We start from the raw sequence: 17,032 nt of genomic DNA, 5'->3' as shown, positions 1-17,032 counted from the left end.
GGCGAAAAAGGCGAAGCTTTTTCGTCACATGCAAACAATTTGTTAACATCGCACCAATCGGCAGGCATTTGCCGCGCGCGTCGCGGGGGATATTTTAAACCATTGTAAAATTTAGGAAATCTTCTATTTTTGCCCTCGCGGAGCGACCTTTTGATCGCGGCCGTTCAAGTCTTTTCACCGCCTTGTGATCGCCACTTGGGAACTAATCTGCGGATTCCTACGTTTCCCGACGCGAGACGTTGAACCGCCCTGTGAACGGCATCGACGAATTTACAGGACGGAAGGCGGCAGGAGACTTCCATGAACCACTCGATCTACAGCGCAGATCGCACGACCCATCTCAAGATCGTGGTCGTGGCTTTGGTTGCGGGTGTCGTGGTCGCCGGTTTCAGCATCTCCGCGCGCACAACCTCGGATGAAGGCCTGACCCAGACCGCGAGCACGCGCGTCATGAAGGCCGGTAAGCCGGTTGTGATTACGAGTTCAGGCAACTCTGTCGTACGCTAAAGGAGAATTCACGGAATTCACGCGGCTCTTTACAGCCCCCAAAGGCCACGTGGATAATTAAGACCCCAACTACCCCCAAGTTGACTACGAAAACGCCCGCTCCCCACGGGCGTTTTCTTTTTGTCGGGGCTGTCGCGGAGTCCGCCACCGCACCCACAGACCTCAGTTCGTAGCCGGGATGGAGCGAAGCGTAATCCGGGATTCTTGCGACATTCGGCGACGGTCCCGGGTTTCGCTTTCGCTTCACCCAGGCTACGGGCTTTCGCGCCTCCTCACCATGAGGAGCTGCTAGCGAGTAGCCGGCACCGTCTCGATCAGTTTGCCGACATAGATCGGCGCCGAGGTCGGCTGGCCGGTCGGAGATCCGCCGGCCGGCTCCACGGTCACCGCGTAGGTCGCTGCATTGATCGTACCGGCGTCGTAGCCGGCGAGCACCGGACGCGCGGTGAAATCGCTGCCGCCGATCACGCCGAGCGAGCGCGGCTGCGGCAGCTTGTCGGAGATCAGCCAGAGCTCAAAACTCTTGCCGGGCTCGGCATCGGCGCCAACTTTGCGGACGGTGAAATTTTTGGTCGCGGCGTCGACCGTCAGGATGAAGGCGGGCGAGCCGCCGTCACGCTGCAATAGCGCAACATATTGCGCCGAGGGCACAGGCGATGGCGCCGGCGTCTTGACCTCGACCGTCTGGATGCGCGGCTTCGGCCGCAGCGCTTCCGGCAGCAGTTCCGGCCGATAGACCTGCACCGCCAGCATCGCGACCAGGGCTGCGGCAAGCGCGGTGGCCATCGACGCGACGCTGCGCAAGCGCCGGACCCGGCCCGCCAACTGGATGACGTTCGAATTGTCGCTCACATGGTCGACGGCGACGGGAGGAGCCGCGGCGACCACAGGCTCCTCGGCCGGTGGTGGTGCAGGCTCCGGAGGCGGCGACGCCTCGGGCAGCACCAGCGGCGCCTGCTGTTCGGTGGAATGTCCGATCGCGGCCTTGATGTTCTCCCACACGATCGGCCGCGGCTCGACCGAGCCGACCATCTGGTTCAAGACGCCGAGCCGGTATTCCCAGGCATGGACCAGCGCGGTGTATTCGGCGTCGACGGCCATCATGGTCTCGACCTGCGCGCGCTCATCGGCATCGAGGGTGCCGAGCGCATATTCCGCGGCGAGCGCGATATGGTCTTCGCTATGGGCCATCGTTCAAGATCCGGGCATCAAAGCCCGAGACACTCCCTTATGTCCATCATGCTGCGGCGCAGCCACGTCTTCACTGTATTCACCGGCGTCTCGAACTTGGCGGCGAGCTGCTCGCGGCTCCAGCCGTTGTAATAGGCCAAGAGCACCAGCTTCTGCCGATCCGGCTCGAGACGGCCGACGCATTCCAGCAACCGCTTCAACTCTTCCGTCATCTCGCGCCGCGCCAGCGGGTCGGGCGAATCGGCCGCGACTTCCATCGCGGTCGGCTCCTCCTCGATCGAGATTTCGCTCTTCTTGCGCACCACGTCGATCGCCCGGTTGCGCGCGATCGACGCCATCCAGGTAATCGGCGAAGCGAGCGCCGGGTTGAACTGTCCGGCGCTTTTCCAGATCTTGACGTAAGCCTCCTGAATGACCTCCTCCGCGAGGTCCTGACGGCGCAAGATACGGAGCACGACGCCGAAGAGTTTCGCGCGCGTGGCGGCGTAAAGGCGCTCAAAAGCAGCCTCATCCCCCTTCGCAACCGCGGCAATCAGCCAGACCAGCTCCGCTGGCGTCAGCATTCAGCGTCCCCCAAATCGCGATTTTCTCCATCGCGTCTTACGCCGGAGCAATCGAGAAGTTTCGTAGCATACCCTGCGATAAGGGGGCCACCAAGTCGCCGGTTTCGGGGATTCTGGAACAGAAAAAACCCGGGCCTTGCCGCCCGGGGTTTTTGATCGTGCAACCGATGAGGGTGAGCGGCGTCAGGCGACGCCAAGCCGGGCGCGCATCAGGCCGATGGAGTCCATGTCGGCCTGCTCCCGGGCGCTCTCCTCGGCGCGCTCGCGCGCCTGGTCGCGCTCGTCGAGCAGTTCCACCTTCTTCAGCTCCTCGAACGCTTCGCTGAGCAGGCCCTTGGCGTCCTCGAGCTGGATGCGCAGTTCGTCGGCGGAACGGGTCAGGTTCTCCCGGCGCTGGATCGCGGCCTTGGCGTAGGTTGGGTAGGCGAAATGGGAGGGATCGTTGATCCCGGCCCGCTCCTGCTCGGTCTGGATTTCGCGCTCGAGATCGACCGACATGCGCTGGAAGTCGGCGATCATGCCTTCGATCTGGGTAACCCTTCGGCGCTTCTCGTCGACCTGAAATTTCTTCAGGCGGATCAGCGTTTCGCGTGACTTCATCGACTCATACTCCCCAGAAGTCCCAATCTGAACGCGGGACGGAGCCGGCTCCCCCGGGGGGCCCCACCGGCCTCATTAATCATGTGCCGGAGATGATGGCCTGACAAAGTTAGCGTTCCGTTTCCAAATTGGCGAGGATTTGCGCCAACTGGCGATAGCCGTCATCGAGGCTCGATTTTTCGTCCTTGGCCTGGCGCAGGAAGGCTTCCAGCGGCTCGTGCAGGCGGATCGCCTCGTCGACTTCGGGGCTTGAACCCGCCCGATAGGCGCCGAGCCGGATCAGTTCCTCCATGTCGGCGTAGGTCGCCATCACCTGGCGGCCTCGCATGATCACGGACAGATAGTCCGGGTTGGCCGATCTCGGCATGGTGCGGGAGACCGATTTGAGGATATTGATCGCGGGAAACCGCCCACGTTCCGCAATCGAGCGTTGCATCACGACGTGGCCGTCCAGAATGCCGCGGACCGCGTCCGCAATCGGCTCGTTATGATCGTCGCCGTCGACCAGCACGGTAAAAATGCCGGTGATAGTGCCAATGCCGGTGCCCGGCCCTGCCCGCTCCAGAAGTTTCGGCAATTCGGTGAACACGGTCGGCGTATAGCCCTTGGCCGTCGGCGGCTCGCCGGCCGACAACCCGATCTCGCGTTGCGCCATCGCAAAGCGCGTGACCGAGTCCATCAGGCACAGCACGTCCTTTTCCTCATCGCGGAAATACTCCGCAATCGCCAGCGTCAGATAGGCCGCCTGCCGCCGCATCAGGGCGGGCTCATCCGATGTCGCCACCACCACGACCGAGCGCGCAAGACCCTCGTCGCCGAGATCCTCCTGCAGAAATTCCTGCACCTCGCGGCCGCGTTCGCCGATCAGGCCGATGACGGTGATGTCGGCATCGACATTGCGCGCCAGCATCGACAGCAGCACCGATTTGCCGACGCCGGAACCTGCAAAGATGCCGAGCCGCTGGCCGCGGCAGCAGGTCAGGAATGTATTGAGCGCACGGACGCCCAGATCGAGCGGCGCGCCCACGCGCTTGCGCGAATGCGCCGGCGGCGGCGAATTGCGGTAGGGCATCGGCGACGGCCCCTGCAACAGCGGCCCCTTGCCGTCGATCGGTTCCCCCATGGCGTTGATGACGCGGCCGAGCCAGGCCGGTGACGGCCGCACCTGGCTGGCCGCGGTGGCAATGACCGCGCGGCAACCACGCCTGACACCGTCGAGCCCACCGAATGGCATCACGACCGCATTGCTGCCGGAAAAGCCGATCACCTCGGCCGGGATGAAGCGGCCCCCGCCGGTATCGATGACGATCCTCGCACCGACCGACATCGCATGAATGGGCCCCGCGATCTCGACCATCAGTCCGCGCACGCCCACAACACGGCCATATATATTGACGCCGTCGATATCGCCGATCTGTTCCGCGAGCGCTTTCATTGCGAAAACCTTAAGTTTCCGCGCATTTGCGCCCGGCGCTTAACCTCGTGTTTACCCGCATCATTAATCATTGCGTCACTGTCTTTGGTGACTGAGAGCGCTCGCCCAGAAGGGCGAAACGTTGGAGTCGGTTAGGTCCGTCTCTTAATCTGGAGTTTGAGTAGGCACGGTTGAGAAAAGCTGCTTCTGAGCAATATCTTAGGGCGATTCGCTAAAAATTGCACTTAAAGAGCTTGCGAACCGGAATCAGGATTTGTTAACCATGTGTCTGTCAGGATCCGAATCAGTTGTTAAAGGCGTTTTGAGTGCCGCAAGTGCGGCCGACCTGACGCCCGGAGCGGCGGACTAAAGGGGACTGGCATGCGCGTTCTGCTGATTGAAGATGACAGCGCTGTCGCGCAGTCGATCGAGCTGATGCTCAAATCCGAGAGTTTCAACGTCTATACGACGGACCTCGGGGAAGAAGGCGTCGATCTCGGTAAGCTCTATGACTACGACATTATCCTTCTCGACCTTAACCTGCCCGACATGTCCGGCTACGACGTGCTCAAGCAGCTCCGGGTTTCGAAGATCAAGACCCCTATTCTGATCCTCTCCGGCCTCGCCGGCATCGAGGATAAGGTCAAGGGCCTCGGCGTCGGTGCCGATGACTACATGACCAAGCCCTTCCACAAGGACGAACTGGTTGCCCGCATCCATGCGATCGTGCGCCGTTCCAAGGGCCACGCCCAGTCGGTCATCCAGACCGGCGATCTCGTCGTCAATCTCGACACCAAGACGGTCGAAGTCGGCGGCCAGCGCGTACACCTGACGGGCAAGGAATACCAGATGCTGGAGCTGCTCTCGCTCCGCAAGGGAACCACCCTGACCAAGGAAATGTTCCTCAACCATCTCTATGGCGGCATGGACGAGCCCGAGCTGAAGATCATCGACGTCTTCATCTGCAAGCTGCGCAAGAAGCTCGCCAACGCCTCCGAAGGCCGCAACTTTATCGAAACCGTGTGGGGCCGCGGCTACGTGCTGCGCGAGCCGCACGAGGCGGACGAGCGCATCCCCGCCTGACACCAGGGTTTTACAGCGAGTCGACAGGCTCACTCATCCCGACCGAACCCCGCCCGAAACGGCGGGGTTTTGTTTGGGCAGTTGGCTCTGTGGCCTGGCGGGAATGATCCCGCGAAGGCCGTTGCGTTGTTGGCCCTGCGGCGCAACCGGGGACTCAAGCGCTGACCTCGCGCTCCGTGCTGGCCTCCCGCTCCGTGAGAAGCCGGTCGATCAGACCCCATTCCAAAGCTTCTTCCGCCGTCATGAAACGGTCGCGGTCCATCGCACGCTCGAACTCCTCATAGGTCCGTCCGCAATGCTCGGCGTAGAGCCGCGTCATACGCTGCTTGGTTCGCAGGATTTCTTCGGCATGGATGAGCATGTCCGACGCCTGCCCCTGGAAACCGCCCGACGGTTGGTGGACAAGGATGCTGGCGTTGGGCAAGGCGGCACGCTCGCCGGGTTCGCCTGCCATCAACAGGAACGACCCCATTGAGCGGGCCGTCCCCATGCAGAGCGTATGAACCGGCGCGCGGATATATTGCATAGTATCATACATCGCGAGCCCGCTGGTAACGACACCACCGGGCGAATTGATATAGAGTTGGATCGGTTTCTTGGGATTTTCGGCCTCCAAGAACAACAACTGCGCGCAGACCAGAGCAGACACAGTGTCGTTCACCTCACCGTTCACGAAGATGATCCTCTCGCGAAGCAGGCGAGAATAGATATCGAAAGAACGCTCGCCACGGCTGGATTGCTCGATAACCATAGGGACGAGTTGCATCGCTTCGCGCATCGGCGAATTCCTTTTCTTCCAGAAATGTCTTTGGCGGGGCGGAGGCGTCAGGCGGCGAGCATGAGGCGGGTCCAGTTGTTGTTCGCCGCCCTTGGCAGATGACGCTCCAGTCGTGCGTCTGCCAGCCCGTGAATAATTTTCAGCCTGGTGCCGCCCACGGCATTAGGCGTGACCTGAAACGTCACCACGCTTTCGAGAAAGGGCGGTTCGTCGTCCCGCATTATGTAGCAAATTTCCTCACCCGGCGCCGAAGAGACTGGTTCGGTATCAGCCAGTTGTCCTTTCGGCAGCCATTTCTCACGAAACGCGGGAATGCTAATCGCCCGCCAGACTTTTTCAGGTGGCGCGTCGAGTTCGTATTCGAGCACCAGGTCTTTCGTCTGCGCCTCGGCCTCCATGTCGTTCATTGGTCCATATCCTTCAGCAAGGCTTTCAAAGCGTCGATGCGCGCGGGCCAGTAGGAGCGATACTTCGCCAGCCATCCGGCTATGAGCGCCAAGCCGTCTGGATCGACCTCGTAGTTCACGAAACGGCCCTGCCGTTGTTCCCGCACCAGCCTTGCGTTGCGCAGAACCGAGAGGTGTTGGGACATGGCTGGTTGGCTGATCGTCATACCCTCCCGCAAGGCACTGGCGTTCATGCTGCCATTCGCCAGTTTCTCGAAGATTGCGCAGCGGGTCGGATCGGCCAGAGCCTTGAAGATGTCGTTCTGGATCATGCCAACACATAAGCACACACTTATCTAATTCGCAAGCACCAAGAAATGGTCGGTTGGATTGACTGATGAGCACGCTTTGACCGCCTGCGCCTCGACCGCCATTCGCGCGGTGCCCACGCCCGTTAATACGGATGCGATCGCCTCCCCGATCGGAGGCGATGCCTTTCATTTCAGCCGGTTTGCTGTTCGCGAATTTTGTTTTCAGGCCATCACGCGCGGCCCCACAGGCCGGACGGCACGACGTTCTGAAATTCAGGAGCGTGCGAGCGCGTCGAGCTTGCCGCGAAGCTCTTCAATCGCCGGCTTCGCAACATCGCCGGCGCCGGGCGTCGCCAGTACCTTGTCACACATCTGGTTGATCGTGGGTGTCGCGACCACAATCAGCTTTACGAGGGTGCTCCTTCCTTCCGGAGAGAGCTGCGTTGCGCGGGAACGCACCTCATTCAATTGAGCCGTTGCTTCCCTTAGTTTGGGCAGGGCAGCCTCGGCTGAAGCGGCATCGGTGATACCGGGAAGCACGGTCCTGATGGAACCAACCGACGAGTTGATCTGGTTCGCCAAATTCATCCCTCCGACCGTCAAATCCGTCGGCGCCAGGCCCACGGTTCCGGTCGCGTTCGGCGTCGTGGTGGGAGGCGACACCTGAGCGACCGTGTCCTCCCCTGAACGACCAAAGGCGAACCAGGCGAGACCACCCAATACCGCCGCGGCGACCAGCCAGTACGGCCATTGTGAAACCGCGGTTGAACGGGCCGCCGTAGAGGCCGCCTGACCAGCCTGGTAAACGGTCCGCTCAGAAGCCTCTGCAATTCGGCCAGCCGCGCTGGCCGCCTCCGCGCCGCTGCGCAAGCCTCCAGTCGCTCTGTCGATGAGACCGGCGGCACTCAACTGACCGGCGAGACCCGACGGTATTGCCGCGGCGATCTGATCCTTCTGTGAAGTGAGAAGAGACACCAGCCCGCTTGCGTCGAGACCCGTGCTGCGTTGCTGCTGAGCCAACGCACCAAGGACCACAGGGCCAAGCATGCTGAGCATCGACTTGCTGGTACCCTCGCCGATCCCCGCGAACTTGCCTATCGTCTGCGCCATTGTGTCCAGCGTTCCGCCACCGAACAGGCCCGAAAGCATGTTCGACCCCGTTTCCGCCAGCGAGTTCTGGCCGGAACCGCCGATGAGATTCTTGAGGCTCTCAAGCGACCCGGATTGCTGTGTCAGCGTGTTGGTGAGCTGGCGTGCCCCATTGGGCGTGGAGGCAACGTCAGCGAAGCTTGCAAGAAGCGCAGGAATCGCACCCGCGATGGCTTTTTGCGCAACATTGCGATCAAGGTCCAGAGCAGAAGCGATCTTCGCTATCATGTCCGGCGTGAGGCATTGCATCACTAGAGAGATCAAATTCGTCGCCATGGCGATCCTCCCAAGCAAGGGTGCAGTTGCTTACTCAGGTAGGTCCGCAATCCGGATTACGTCTCCAAAGTTTAATCACCTTATATTACTACCTCCCCGGATTAATCCGAGTTCCACAAAAGCTGCTACGATTTGGGAGCCGGCGAACGACTTGAAACGGCGTTCATGGCAGGCGATGTCGTATCGAGGAAGCATCGCCGCCGTCGAGACTTCACCTGCCACAAGCCGCATGCCGGACAGGATTTTGTTATCTCACTAGCGGGCCTGAAGGGCACGCCCGAAGGCGCCATGGCAAAGCCCACGCCGGGCCCCGGCGTGGTCTCGATCTCCGACTTCAAGTTCGGGCCGGAGACCGTCGTGGTCAGCAAGGGCCAGACCATCACCTGGCACAATACTGATTCCTCGCCGCACCAGGTGACAATCACCGGCCCCAAGGCGCAGCGCTCGTCGATCGCGCTGAAAGGCCAGACCACCCAGCTGACCCTCGCCGATGCAGGAATCTACGATTACATCTGCGGCCTGCACCCGGCGATGAAGGGCAAGATTGAGGTCAGGGAATAACCGACTGCGTCAAGGCCGCGATGGAAGATCTGCGACCCCCGCCGCAAATGGCGGGGTTTTGTTTACAGCGTTTTCCAGCGAAGTGGACACCAGCTCGCGTCAAGAAAACGCGTCAAAACAAGAATCTGGAGCCCGGTTCTGATCCAATCAGAACCGGGCTCCAGGCGGAGTTTTTATTGGGATTGAACCCGCCGCGCCTATGCGCCGACTGACAGATCGTGCGAACCTTATCGAGCGCACGAGTCGGGGCGAATTAAATGGTTCTGCAATCCCTTGCCGGGCTTCCGGCGTTCCTGGTGTATTTCTGTACGGCGATCGTAGCCGTAGTCGCCTACCTCTTCGTCTACACCCGCGTCACGGCGCACAATGAGTTCGACCTGATCCGCGCCAACGAGCCGGCAGCCGCGATCGCGCTGGGCCTGAGCCTGCTCGGCTTTGTGCTGCCGCTGGTCAGCGCCATCGCCCATTCCGCCAATGTCTGGGATTGCATGATCTGGGCCGCGATCGCCCTGGTCGTGCAGATAACAGTCTATTTCCTCGTCAGGGTTCCGGTGCCGAACCTGTCGAAGCGGATTGCGACCGGCGAACTCGCCGCCGCGATCTGGCTCGGGCTGGCCTCGCTGGCCGCCGGCGCACTGAACGCCGCCTCGATGATCTACTGACCATGGCGAACAAATCAGACCAGGATTTCCGCACGCGCAAACCGGTCTCGGTGCCGGCATCGCCGCGCCCCGCTCAGGCACCGGCGAAACGTTCGGGCCACGTTGCGCTGCTGCTGATGGGCACCTTCGCGGTCGGCAGCGCCGCCTACACGTTGATGCCGAGCCGCAATTGCGAGCCATTGCCGAATGCGGCTTCGCCGCCATACCAGCAAAGCAATACCGAGTGCTCGTCGCGCAGCTCTTCATCCAGTAGCGGCTCCAGCGGCAGCTCGTCGCGCAGCAGCTACTACTCGAGCGATTCGTCATCGAGCCATTCGTCCTCGGGCACTTCCGATTCCGGCTCGCACAGCGCGCAGCGCGGCGGCTTCGGCTCATTCGGCCACGCCGTCGGCTTCTCAGGCGGCTGAATTCATGCAGCGCATCCCCTGCCCAGAACGCGACGACTGGCGTGCCACCGCCGAAGGCGTCGGGTTCACTTTTCACACCATCAACGGCGAGCGCTATTGGGACGAAAGCGCCTATTACGCCTTCACGCTGAACGAGATCGAACGGCGGATCGAGGCGCCTACCGGCGAGATCGATGCGATGTGCCTCGAACTGGTCGGCCGCGCGATCAAGGACGAAAAATATCTGCGCCGGTTGAAAATACCCGAAGCCTTCTGGCCGCTGCTGTCCGAGAGCTGGCGGCGCCGCGACGCCAGCCTCTATGGCCGGCTGGACCTGAGCTACGACGGCTGGAGCCCGGCGAAACTCCTGGAGTACAACGCGGATACACCGACCTCGATTTTCGAAGCGGCGGTTTTTCAGTGGACCTGGCTCGAACAGGCGATGGAGCGCAACATCATCCCGAAGCGCGCCGACCAGTTCAATTCAATCCATGAGCGCCTGATCGACGCCTGGAAGAAACACGGCGGCGCCAAGCATCTGCATCTCGCCGGGATGACCGACAATACCGAGGATGCCGGCACGCTGGCCTATCTGCAGGACACCGCGAGCCAGGCCGGATTGAAGACGACGCTGATGGATATCAGGGATGTCGGACTGGGCGGCGATGGCCGCTTCGTCGATGTCGACGATCGCGGAATTGAGCTCGCCTTCAAACTCTATCCCTGGGAATGGATGTTTCAAGACGCGTTCGGCGCAAAACTGTCGAGCGCGCCGACACGCTGGATCGAGCCGCCCTGGAAGGCGATCCTCTCCAACAAGGGCATACTTCCGCTGCTCTGGGAGATGTTTCCGAAGCACCCCAATTTGCTGCCTGCCTATTTCGAGGACGATCCGAAGGCGTCGATGCTCGGCTCCTCGTTCGTGCGCAAGCCGCTCTATTCGCGCGAAGGCGCCAATGTCGCGCTCGTCAGCGCCGGCACCACGCTGATGGAACAGCAAGGCCCGTACGGGGCGGAAGGATTCATCCGGCAGGCTTTAGCGCCGCTGCCGAGCTTCACCGACCAATACCCGGTGCTTGGAAGCTGGCTGGTCGATCACACGCCATGCGGCCTGTCGATCCGCGAGGACGCGAACCCGATCACCGGCAACACGTCACGCTTCCTGCCGCACGCGATCGTATAGCGCGGCATGGCAAGCGGACGAGGTGAAGACCAGGCTCAGCGCGCCGCGGCGACGGCCCGCAGGGTTTGCGGCACCAGTGTCGACGCCCCCACCCGTATCACCGGCGCGATGTTCGGACGATAAAGTCCGCGGCGCTCCGGATAGGGCTTGAAGGTGTTGGTGATGCCGACAACGGATTCGGCCGCGCCCAGCGCCAGCACGCCATCGGGCTCCAGCATCCGGGAGAGCCGCTCGAAGATGTTGGTCTTGGTATTCTGATCGAAATAGATCAGCACGTTGCGGCAGAAGACGATGTCGAACACGCCGAGATGGGAGAAGTCCTGCAGAAGGTTGAGCTGACGATGCTGCACCATGCTGCGGAGCTCGGCATTGATCTGCCAGAGTTCGCCGTTCTGGGTGAAATATTTCACCAGCAACCCGATCGGCAATCCGCGCTGCACCTCGAACTGGCTGAAGATTCCGGCCTTCGATTTTTCCAGCACCGCCTGCGACAGGTCGGTCGCGACGATCTCGGTGCGCCAGCCCGACAGCAGGGAACCTGCTTCCTTCAGGCACATCGCGATCGAATACGGCTCCTGCCCGGTGGAGGAAGCGGCGCACCAGATGCGCAAGGAGCGGCGGGCCGCGCGCGCCTGCGCCATCGCCGGGATGACCGTCTCCCGCAAATGATCGAACGGAATCTTGTCGCGGAAGAAGAACGTCTCGTTGGTGGTCATCGCTTCGACCACCTCCGCCGTCAGCACGTTGGCTCCGCCCTTCATCTTCTCGACGAGTTCGGAAATGCCCGGCAGGCTGGACTTGCGCGCCAGCGGCAACAACCGGCTTTCGACCAGATATTGCTTGTCGGCCGAAAGATCGAGCCCGGAGCGCTCTTTCAGAAGCTTACGCAGATACTCATAGTCTGAAGGCGTCACGAACGATCTCCCGAAAACAACCGAACCAGTTTTGGCGCGATCTGATTGAGCGGCAGAACTGCCGCACAAATACCTGCATTGGTGGCCGCGCCCGGCATACCCCACACCACGCTGGTCGCTTCGTCCTGAGCAATCACGCTGCCGCCGGCGGCGACGATGTCCTTGCCGCCGCGCATGCCGTCGGAGCCCATGCCGGTCAGAATCACCGACATGATGCCGCCCTGCCAGACGTCGATGGCGGAGTTGAACAGCGGGTCCACCGCGGGTTTGCAGAAATTCACCGGCGGCCCGTCGTCAAGCGCGATTGCAGTCTCGGCGCCATGGCGCACCACGCGCATGTGGCGGCCGCCCGGCGCAAGATAGATCCGGCCGGGCTTGACGATCTCGCCATCGACGGCTTCATGCGCCGGCCGGCGGCTCGCGCGCGCCAGATGCTCGGCGAGAATCGTGGTGAAGGTCGGCGGCATGTGCTGGGTGATCAGCACCGGAAAACGATCGATCACCGGGCCGATGTCGGCAACCAGCGTCATCAGGGCCTGCGGGCCACCGGTCGACGAGCCGATCAGGAGCACCCGCGGCGCCAGCATGCTGAAGGGCTGGCGCGCCAGCTGCAGCTGCGCAACCGGCGCGGCGACCGGCTGGGCCAATACTCCGCGTGCCCGCTCAGGGGCCGGCGCCATCGACGGGCTCGCGGCAGGCTGCGCGCGCCGGCGGGCCCTGGCGCCCAGATGACGAATCTTCTGAATCAGATCGTGGTGGAAGGTCTCGGCCGCGGTGGCCTCGCGCGTGCTCTCCGGCTTTGGAATGTAGTCGGACGCGCCGAGCGAAAGCGCCTTGAAGCTGATCTCCGCATTGCGGCGGGTCAGCGTCGACGCCATGATGATGACGAGGTCGCGTTTTTTCGCCAGGAGTTGCGGCAGCGCCGAAATGCCGTCGAGCTCCGGCATTTCGATATCAAGCACGGCAACGTCGGGCTTGATGCGTTCGATCTGGTTGACGGCGTCGAGACCGGTGCGCAGGGAGGCCGAGACCTCCATGTCCGGCTCGGCGCCGATCCAGCGGGAGATCATCCCGCGGATCACGACGGAGTCGTCGACCACCATGACGCGCAGCTTGTCTTGCCGTGTCGAGATTGGCGGTGGAGACCTCGTTAACGCAACACTCATTAATTCACCCGACCCCAACTCAAGCGGCACACTTACAAAACAACGCCGAAGGCCGTCGAGCCGCCGGGATCACCTACTCGAAATCAGAGCAGGCCGACTTCCTGGAACTTCGCGGTGACGATGTCCTTGTCGAACGGCTTCATGATGTACTCATTGGCGCCGGCATGCAGCGCACGCGCAATGTGTGCAACGTCGTTTTCAGTGGTGCAGAACACCACCTTGGGCGCGTCGCCGCCGGGCATGCGGCGCAGATTGCCGAGGAATTCGTAGCCGTCCATGACCGGCATGTTCCAGTCGAGCAGAACCGCTTCGGGCATGGCGCGCTTGCAGACTTCAAGCGCCTTTTGGCCGTCCTCGGCTTCGACGATCTGAAAGTCGAGACCTTCGAGGATGCGGCGTGCGACTTTTCGGATGACGCTCGAGTCATCGACCACCAGACATGTTTTCATTTTAGGCTCCACTTACACCAGATCCCAAGAGGGATGTTTTCATTCCAGCTTCGGTCTTCATGCCGCCATCAGGTCCGGCACGATTTCGAGAACGCGATCGACGTCGAGGACGACCATGAGCTGGCCGTCGAGACGGTGAACACCGCCGGCGAGCTTGGCCATGCGGGGGTCGAGGTTGACGGGGTTTTCCTCGCGGCCGTTATCGTGGAGTTTCAAGACCTCGCCGATCTGGTCGATCAAGAGGCCGTAGGATTCGCCGCGCAGATCGACGCCGACCGCCATCGGCGGCTTGCCGTCGTCGTTCTTGGGTAGGCCTAAGCGAGCGCGCATGTCGACCACGGTGACGATGCGGCCGCGCAGGTTGAGCACGCCGGCGATCTCGGCCGACGACAGGGGAACGCGCGTCAGCCGTTCCGGCATGAACACGTCCTGCACCCGCGAGATCGGCAGGCCGAACAATTGCCCGCCGATCACGGCGGTGACGTATTCGGCCACGGTGCCCTCGATGGTCTCGGTCTTGGTTGTCATCACTGTTTACCCCTAGGCCGCGCGACTGGTCTCGGCGGTCTGTTCCTTGAGCGCCGCGATCAGGCCGGGACGGTCGAACTTGGCGACGTAATCGTGGAAGCCGGCCTGCCGCCCGCGCTCGATCGCCGCCGGCGACACCAGCGAGGACAAAGCGATGATCGGCATCGTGCTCAGATTGTGGTCGGCGCGGATCACTTCGGCGAACTCGAAGCCGTTCATGTCCGGCATTTCGATGTCGGTCAGCACCACGTCGTAGGTGTGGCCCGAGCGCAGCGCCGACAGCCCCTCCTGCGCGTTGACGGCGACCCGCACCTTGTAGCCGGCGGCCTTCAGCACCGGGGCCAGCATGTTGCGGAAGAACGCTGAGTCGTCGACCAGCAGCACCGATCGCGCCGTCGATGACTCCCGCATCTCCTTGCGCGAGAACCAGTCGGCAAACGCCATCGGCAGGAAGTGGCCGACGTCGATCACTTCCGTCGCCTGGCCCTTGATCACGGCCGAACCCAGAATGCCGTCCTGCTGGCCGGCGACCTCGATGTGCAGCCGCTCCTCGACGATGTCGATGATCTCGTCGACCACGAGCCCCATCGAGCGGCCGTCGTCGGCGAACACCAGGATCGGCTGCGAGCCTTGGGTCTGGACGGTGACCCCGACCATCTGCACCAGCGGCATCAGCTGGTCGCGGTATTGCACCATGTGGCGGCCGTTGGAGAGCTCGATCTTGTCGGTGGCGATCTCCTCCAGCCGGGTGACGAGCCCGAGCGGCACCGCCTTGGGCTGGCTCGAGCCGGCGCGGAACACCAGCAGCGAGGTCAGCTGTTCGCCGCCGATCGCATGCGCGGCCGAGGCCTCGTCGGCCAGCTCATGGGCCGAGGAGCCGGAGGCGCCGAGCGCTTTCGCAATGCCGTTGGGGTCGATGATCATGATCACGGCGCCATCGCCCAGGATGGTGTTGCCGGAGAACATGTCGATGTGCCGCAGTTTTGTGGACATCGGCTTGACCACGATTTCTTCGGTGTGGAACACGCCGTCGACCACGATGCCAAAGGTCTGGCTGCCGACCTGCGTCACCACGATGAAACCGTTCTCGGGATCGGACGACGAGCCGTCGTCGATCTTCAAGAGCTTCTTCAGGTGCATCAGCGGCAACAGCTTGTTGCGCAACCTGAGGACCGCGGTGTCCTTGATGCGCTCGATGCGGTGTTCGGAGTTGGCGCGCGCCCGCACCAGCTCGACCACGGACAATTGCGGGATCGCAAAGCGGTCGCCGGCGGCTTCCACGATCAGGGCCGAGACGATGGCCAGCGTCAGCGGGATCTTGATGGTGACACTTGAGCCCTCGCCGGCCACGCTCTTGATGTCGATGGTGCCGCCGATCTGGTCGATATTGGTGCGCACCACGTCCATGCCGACGCCGCGGCCGGAGACCGAGGTGACGGCGGCCGCGGTGGAGAAGCCCGGCGCAAAGATGAACTTGTGGATCTGGGCTTCGGTCATCTTCTCCAGCTCGGTCTCGGTGACGAGACCGTTCTGCAGCGCCTTGGCCTTGATCCGCTCGGTGTTCAACCCGCGGCCATTATCGGCGATGCAGATGATGATGTGGCCGCCCTCGTGATAGGCGGAAAGCCTGATGGTGCCCTGCTCGCCCTTGCCTGAGGCGAGCCGCTCGGCCGGGGTCTCCAGGCCGTGGTCGGCGGAGTTGCGCACCATGTGCGTCAACGGATCCTTGATCAGGTCGAGCACCTGGCGATCGAGTTCGGTATCGGCGCCGTGCATCTCGAGTTCGATCTGCTTGCCGAGTTCGCCGGAGAGGTCGCGGACGATGCGCGGCAGCTTCTGCCAGGCATTGCCGATCGGCTGCATCCGCGTCTTCATGACGCCTTCCTGCAGCTCGGCGGTGACGTTCGACAAACGCTGCAGCGGCACCTTGAACTCGGTGTCCTCGTTGCGGCGGGAGATTTCCAAAAGCTGGTTGCGGGTCAACACCAGCTCGGAGACCATGGTCATCAGATGTTCGAGCGTGTCGACGTTGACGCGGATCGACTGGTTGGCGATCTTGTCGGCTTCCTGGACGTCGGTGTCGGCGACAGCGGCGCGCTTGGCCGGCTTTGCCTTCGTGGCTTCCTTGGCGGTTTCCTTGGCAACTTCCTTGGCTTCCGGCGCGGCCGGCTTGGCGGCGGTGGGCGCCGGTGCGGCCGGCTTGGCGACGGGGGCCGGCGCGGGTTTGGGCGCGGGCGCGGCCTCGATCTCGGTCTCGCGGAAGGCGCGTTCGAGGTCGTCGAGCGAGACCTCGCCGGGACGCAAGGGGCGCTCCAGCACCTGGTCCACCAGGGTGCCCGCCGTCATTGCGGGCTGCACCGGCGGTGCGGCGACCACGGGGACAGGTGCGGGTTGAGCGGGCGCTTCGGCCGCCGCATGCTTGGCGCCTTCGGCCATCGCATGCAGCTTCTCGATCAGGTCTTCGTCGGTGCCTTCGGGTTCGGTCTCGGTGGCCTCGAGGCCAGCGAGGATTTCCTTGATGCGGTCGATCGAGGACAGGATCAGCGTCACGGCTTCGGCCTTGACCGGCATGCCGTCGCGGAATTTGCCCATCAGCGTTTCGCCGGCATGGGCCAGCGCTTCCAGCCGCGGCAGACCCAGGAAGCCGCAGGTGCCCTTGATGGTGTGGACCAGCCGGAAGATGTTATCGAGGATCTTCGCGTCGCTCGGGTCCTGCTCGAACCGTACCAACTGATTATCGACCGTATCCAGGCTCTCGCTGGTCTCGGTCAAAAACTCCCGCAACAAGTCATCCATGAAACTGGCCTTCGTACGCACCGGCACGCGACATCGACGTGCCTTACGGAACAAGGCCAGCTTCTATGCAAAGCGTTTAATATTGGTTGCTCAAATGGAAAAGAACGGGATCAACAAAGAGATAAGGCG

19 protein-coding genes are annotated in these 17,032 nt (G+C 62.4%); 6 read left to right on the top strand and 13 right to left on the bottom strand.

The window, feature by feature from the left end; genetic code table 11:
- Positions 1–300 precede the first annotated feature (300 nt).
- The gene (locus tag V1294_RS09900) at positions 301–507 is read left to right on the top strand and encodes a hypothetical protein (protein ID WP_108517371.1); all 207 of its coding nucleotides are present in this window, start codon (positions 301–303) and stop codon (positions 505–507) included.
- A 288-nt stretch (positions 508–795) separates the two neighbouring features.
- Here the strand turns inward: V1294_RS09900 and V1294_RS09895 are convergent, their stop codons facing one another.
- From V1294_RS09895 to fliI, 4 genes are all read right to left on the bottom strand, one after another.
- Entirely contained in the window at positions 796–1,698 is a 903-nt protein-coding gene (locus tag V1294_RS09895; protein WP_334496697.1) for an anti-sigma factor, read from the bottom strand.
- A 17-nt stretch (positions 1,699–1,715) separates the two neighbouring features.
- Positions 1,716–2,261: a sigma-70 family RNA polymerase sigma factor gene (locus V1294_RS09890; protein ID WP_108517376.1), complete on the bottom strand. Its 546-nt coding sequence runs from the start codon at positions 2,259–2,261 to the stop codon at positions 1,716–1,718.
- A gap of 183 nt (positions 2,262–2,444) precedes the next feature.
- On the bottom strand, positions 2,445–2,861 hold the full coding sequence (gene fliJ, locus V1294_RS09885; protein ID WP_028347246.1) for a flagellar export protein FliJ: 417 nt from the start codon (positions 2,859–2,861) through the stop codon (positions 2,445–2,447).
- A 109-nt stretch (positions 2,862–2,970) separates the two neighbouring features.
- On the bottom strand, positions 2,971–4,296 hold the full coding sequence (gene fliI / locus V1294_RS09880) for a flagellar protein export ATPase FliI (RefSeq protein WP_334496694.1): 1,326 nt from the start codon (positions 4,294–4,296) through the stop codon (positions 2,971–2,973).
- Positions 4,297–4,656: 360 nt separating this feature from the next.
- Between fliI and ctrA the strand changes: the two genes are divergently transcribed.
- Entirely contained in the window at positions 4,657–5,358 is a 702-nt protein-coding gene (gene ctrA, locus V1294_RS09875; protein ID WP_016848562.1) for a response regulator transcription factor CtrA, read from the top strand.
- Between the two features lie 154 nt (positions 5,359–5,512).
- Here the strand turns inward: ctrA and V1294_RS09870 are convergent, their stop codons facing one another.
- The 4 genes from V1294_RS09870 to V1294_RS09855 all read right to left on the bottom strand — a co-directional run bounded on the left by V1294_RS09870 (position 5,513) and on the right by V1294_RS09855 (position 8,258).
- Entirely contained in the window at positions 5,513–6,136 is a 624-nt protein-coding gene (locus V1294_RS09870; RefSeq protein WP_334496692.1) for an ATP-dependent Clp protease proteolytic subunit, read from the bottom strand.
- A 47-nt stretch (positions 6,137–6,183) separates the two neighbouring features.
- Positions 6,184–6,543, bottom strand: a complete 360-nt coding sequence (locus V1294_RS09865; protein WP_334496690.1) for an SRPBCC family protein — start codon at positions 6,541–6,543, stop codon at positions 6,184–6,186.
- Positions 6,540–6,854, bottom strand: a complete 315-nt coding sequence (locus tag V1294_RS09860) for an ArsR/SmtB family transcription factor (protein WP_108517384.1) — start codon at positions 6,852–6,854, stop codon at positions 6,540–6,542. The genes V1294_RS09865 and V1294_RS09860 overlap by 4 nt, the downstream gene beginning before the upstream one ends.
- A gap of 252 nt (positions 6,855–7,106) precedes the next feature.
- Positions 7,107–8,258: a DUF937 domain-containing protein gene (locus V1294_RS09855; protein ID WP_334496688.1), complete on the bottom strand. Its 1,152-nt coding sequence runs from the start codon at positions 8,256–8,258 to the stop codon at positions 7,107–7,109.
- A gap of 165 nt (positions 8,259–8,423) precedes the next feature.
- Between V1294_RS09855 and V1294_RS09850 the strand changes: the two genes are divergently transcribed.
- The 4 genes from V1294_RS09850 (at position 8,424) to V1294_RS09835 (ending at position 11,050) form a co-directional block, all read left to right on the top strand.
- Entirely contained in the window at positions 8,424–8,819 is a 396-nt protein-coding gene (locus tag V1294_RS09850) for a plastocyanin/azurin family copper-binding protein (protein WP_334496686.1), read from the top strand.
- 257 nt (positions 8,820–9,076) lie between these two features.
- Positions 9,077–9,481 carry a DUF350 domain-containing protein gene (locus tag V1294_RS09845; RefSeq protein ID WP_334496684.1) on the top strand — a complete coding sequence of 135 codons (405 nt, stop codon included), beginning with the start codon at positions 9,077–9,079 and terminating at the stop codon, positions 9,479–9,481.
- Between the two features lie 2 nt (positions 9,482–9,483).
- Positions 9,484–9,888 carry a hypothetical protein gene (locus V1294_RS09840; protein WP_334496683.1) on the top strand — a complete coding sequence of 135 codons (405 nt, stop codon included), beginning with the start codon at positions 9,484–9,486 and terminating at the stop codon, positions 9,886–9,888.
- Positions 9,889–9,892: 4 nt separating this feature from the next.
- Positions 9,893–11,050: a glutathionylspermidine synthase family protein gene (locus V1294_RS09835; RefSeq protein ID WP_334496682.1), complete on the top strand. Its 1,158-nt coding sequence runs from the start codon at positions 9,893–9,895 to the stop codon at positions 11,048–11,050.
- Positions 11,051–11,085: 35 nt separating this feature from the next.
- On the opposite strand, the gene V1294_RS09830 is transcribed toward V1294_RS09835, so the two are convergent.
- The 5 genes from V1294_RS09830 to V1294_RS09810 form a co-directional block, all read right to left on the bottom strand.
- The gene (locus tag V1294_RS09830; RefSeq protein ID WP_334477443.1) at positions 11,086–11,964 is read right to left on the bottom strand and encodes a CheR family methyltransferase; all 879 of its coding nucleotides are present in this window, start codon (positions 11,962–11,964) and stop codon (positions 11,086–11,088) included.
- The gene (locus tag V1294_RS09825; protein ID WP_334496680.1) at positions 11,961–13,130 is read right to left on the bottom strand and encodes a protein-glutamate methylesterase/protein-glutamine glutaminase; all 1,170 of its coding nucleotides are present in this window, start codon (positions 13,128–13,130) and stop codon (positions 11,961–11,963) included. Before V1294_RS09825 ends, V1294_RS09830 begins: the two co-directional genes overlap by 4 nt.
- Before the next feature lie 83 nt (positions 13,131–13,213).
- Positions 13,214–13,579, bottom strand: coding sequence for a response regulator (locus V1294_RS09820; protein ID WP_108517399.1), 366 nt, complete (start codon positions 13,577–13,579; stop codon positions 13,214–13,216).
- A 57-nt stretch (positions 13,580–13,636) separates the two neighbouring features.
- Entirely contained in the window at positions 13,637–14,107 is a 471-nt protein-coding gene (locus V1294_RS09815; RefSeq protein WP_334390203.1) for a chemotaxis protein CheW, read from the bottom strand.
- 12 nt (positions 14,108–14,119) lie between these two features.
- Positions 14,120–16,903 (bottom strand): hybrid sensor histidine kinase/response regulator, encoded by a 2,784-nt coding sequence (locus V1294_RS09810; protein WP_334496678.1) that lies wholly within the window; start codon positions 16,901–16,903, stop codon positions 14,120–14,122.
- Between the last annotated feature and the right edge of the window lie 129 nt (positions 16,904–17,032).

Origin of the sequence: Bradyrhizobium sp. AZCC 1678 (assembly GCF_036924765.1) — a bacterium.
Classification (GTDB): domain Bacteria; phylum Pseudomonadota; class Alphaproteobacteria; order Rhizobiales; family Xanthobacteraceae; genus Bradyrhizobium; species Bradyrhizobium algeriense.
Note: the sequence above shows the minus strand (reverse complement) of the source record. Positions and strands in the feature narration are given on the sequence as shown.

Excerpts from the sequence above, each read along its gene's own strand:
- V1294_RS09900 (WP_108517371.1), top strand. The coding sequence starts at position 301 with ATGAACCACTCGATCTACAGCGCAGATCGCACGACCCATCTCAAGATC.
- V1294_RS09895 (WP_334496697.1), bottom strand. The coding sequence starts at position 1,698 with ATGGCCCATAGCGAAGACCATATCGCGCTCGCCGCGGAATATGCGCTC.
- V1294_RS09890 (WP_108517376.1), bottom strand. The coding sequence starts at position 2,261 with ATGCTGACGCCAGCGGAGCTGGTCTGGCTGATTGCCGCGGTTGCGAAG.
- fliJ (WP_028347246.1), bottom strand. The coding sequence starts at position 2,861 with ATGAAGTCACGCGAAACGCTGATCCGCCTGAAGAAATTTCAGGTCGAC.
- fliI (WP_334496694.1), bottom strand. The coding sequence starts at position 4,296 with ATGAAAGCGCTCGCGGAACAGATCGGCGATATCGACGGCGTCAATATA.
- ctrA (WP_016848562.1), top strand. The coding sequence starts at position 4,657 with ATGCGCGTTCTGCTGATTGAAGATGACAGCGCTGTCGCGCAGTCGATC.
- V1294_RS09870 (WP_334496692.1), bottom strand. The coding sequence starts at position 6,136 with ATGCGCGAAGCGATGCAACTCGTCCCTATGGTTATCGAGCAATCCAGC.
- V1294_RS09865 (WP_334496690.1), bottom strand. The coding sequence starts at position 6,543 with ATGAACGACATGGAGGCCGAGGCGCAGACGAAAGACCTGGTGCTCGAA.
- V1294_RS09860 (WP_108517384.1), bottom strand. The coding sequence starts at position 6,854 with ATGATCCAGAACGACATCTTCAAGGCTCTGGCCGATCCGACCCGCTGC.
- V1294_RS09855 (WP_334496688.1), bottom strand. The coding sequence starts at position 8,258 with ATGGCGACGAATTTGATCTCTCTAGTGATGCAATGCCTCACGCCGGAC.
- V1294_RS09850 (WP_334496686.1), top strand. The coding sequence starts at position 8,424 with ATGGCAGGCGATGTCGTATCGAGGAAGCATCGCCGCCGTCGAGACTTC.
- V1294_RS09845 (WP_334496684.1), top strand. The coding sequence starts at position 9,077 with ATGGTTCTGCAATCCCTTGCCGGGCTTCCGGCGTTCCTGGTGTATTTC.
- V1294_RS09840 (WP_334496683.1), top strand. The coding sequence starts at position 9,484 with ATGGCGAACAAATCAGACCAGGATTTCCGCACGCGCAAACCGGTCTCG.
- V1294_RS09835 (WP_334496682.1), top strand. The coding sequence starts at position 9,893 with ATGCAGCGCATCCCCTGCCCAGAACGCGACGACTGGCGTGCCACCGCC.
- V1294_RS09825 (WP_334496680.1), bottom strand. The coding sequence starts at position 13,130 with ATGAGTGTTGCGTTAACGAGGTCTCCACCGCCAATCTCGACACGGCAA.
- V1294_RS09820 (WP_108517399.1), bottom strand. The coding sequence starts at position 13,579 with ATGAAAACATGTCTGGTGGTCGATGACTCGAGCGTCATCCGAAAAGTC.
- V1294_RS09815 (WP_334390203.1), bottom strand. The coding sequence starts at position 14,107 with ATGACAACCAAGACCGAGACCATCGAGGGCACCGTGGCCGAATACGTC.
- V1294_RS09810 (WP_334496678.1), bottom strand. The coding sequence starts at position 16,903 with ATGGATGACTTGTTGCGGGAGTTTTTGACCGAGACCAGCGAGAGCCTG.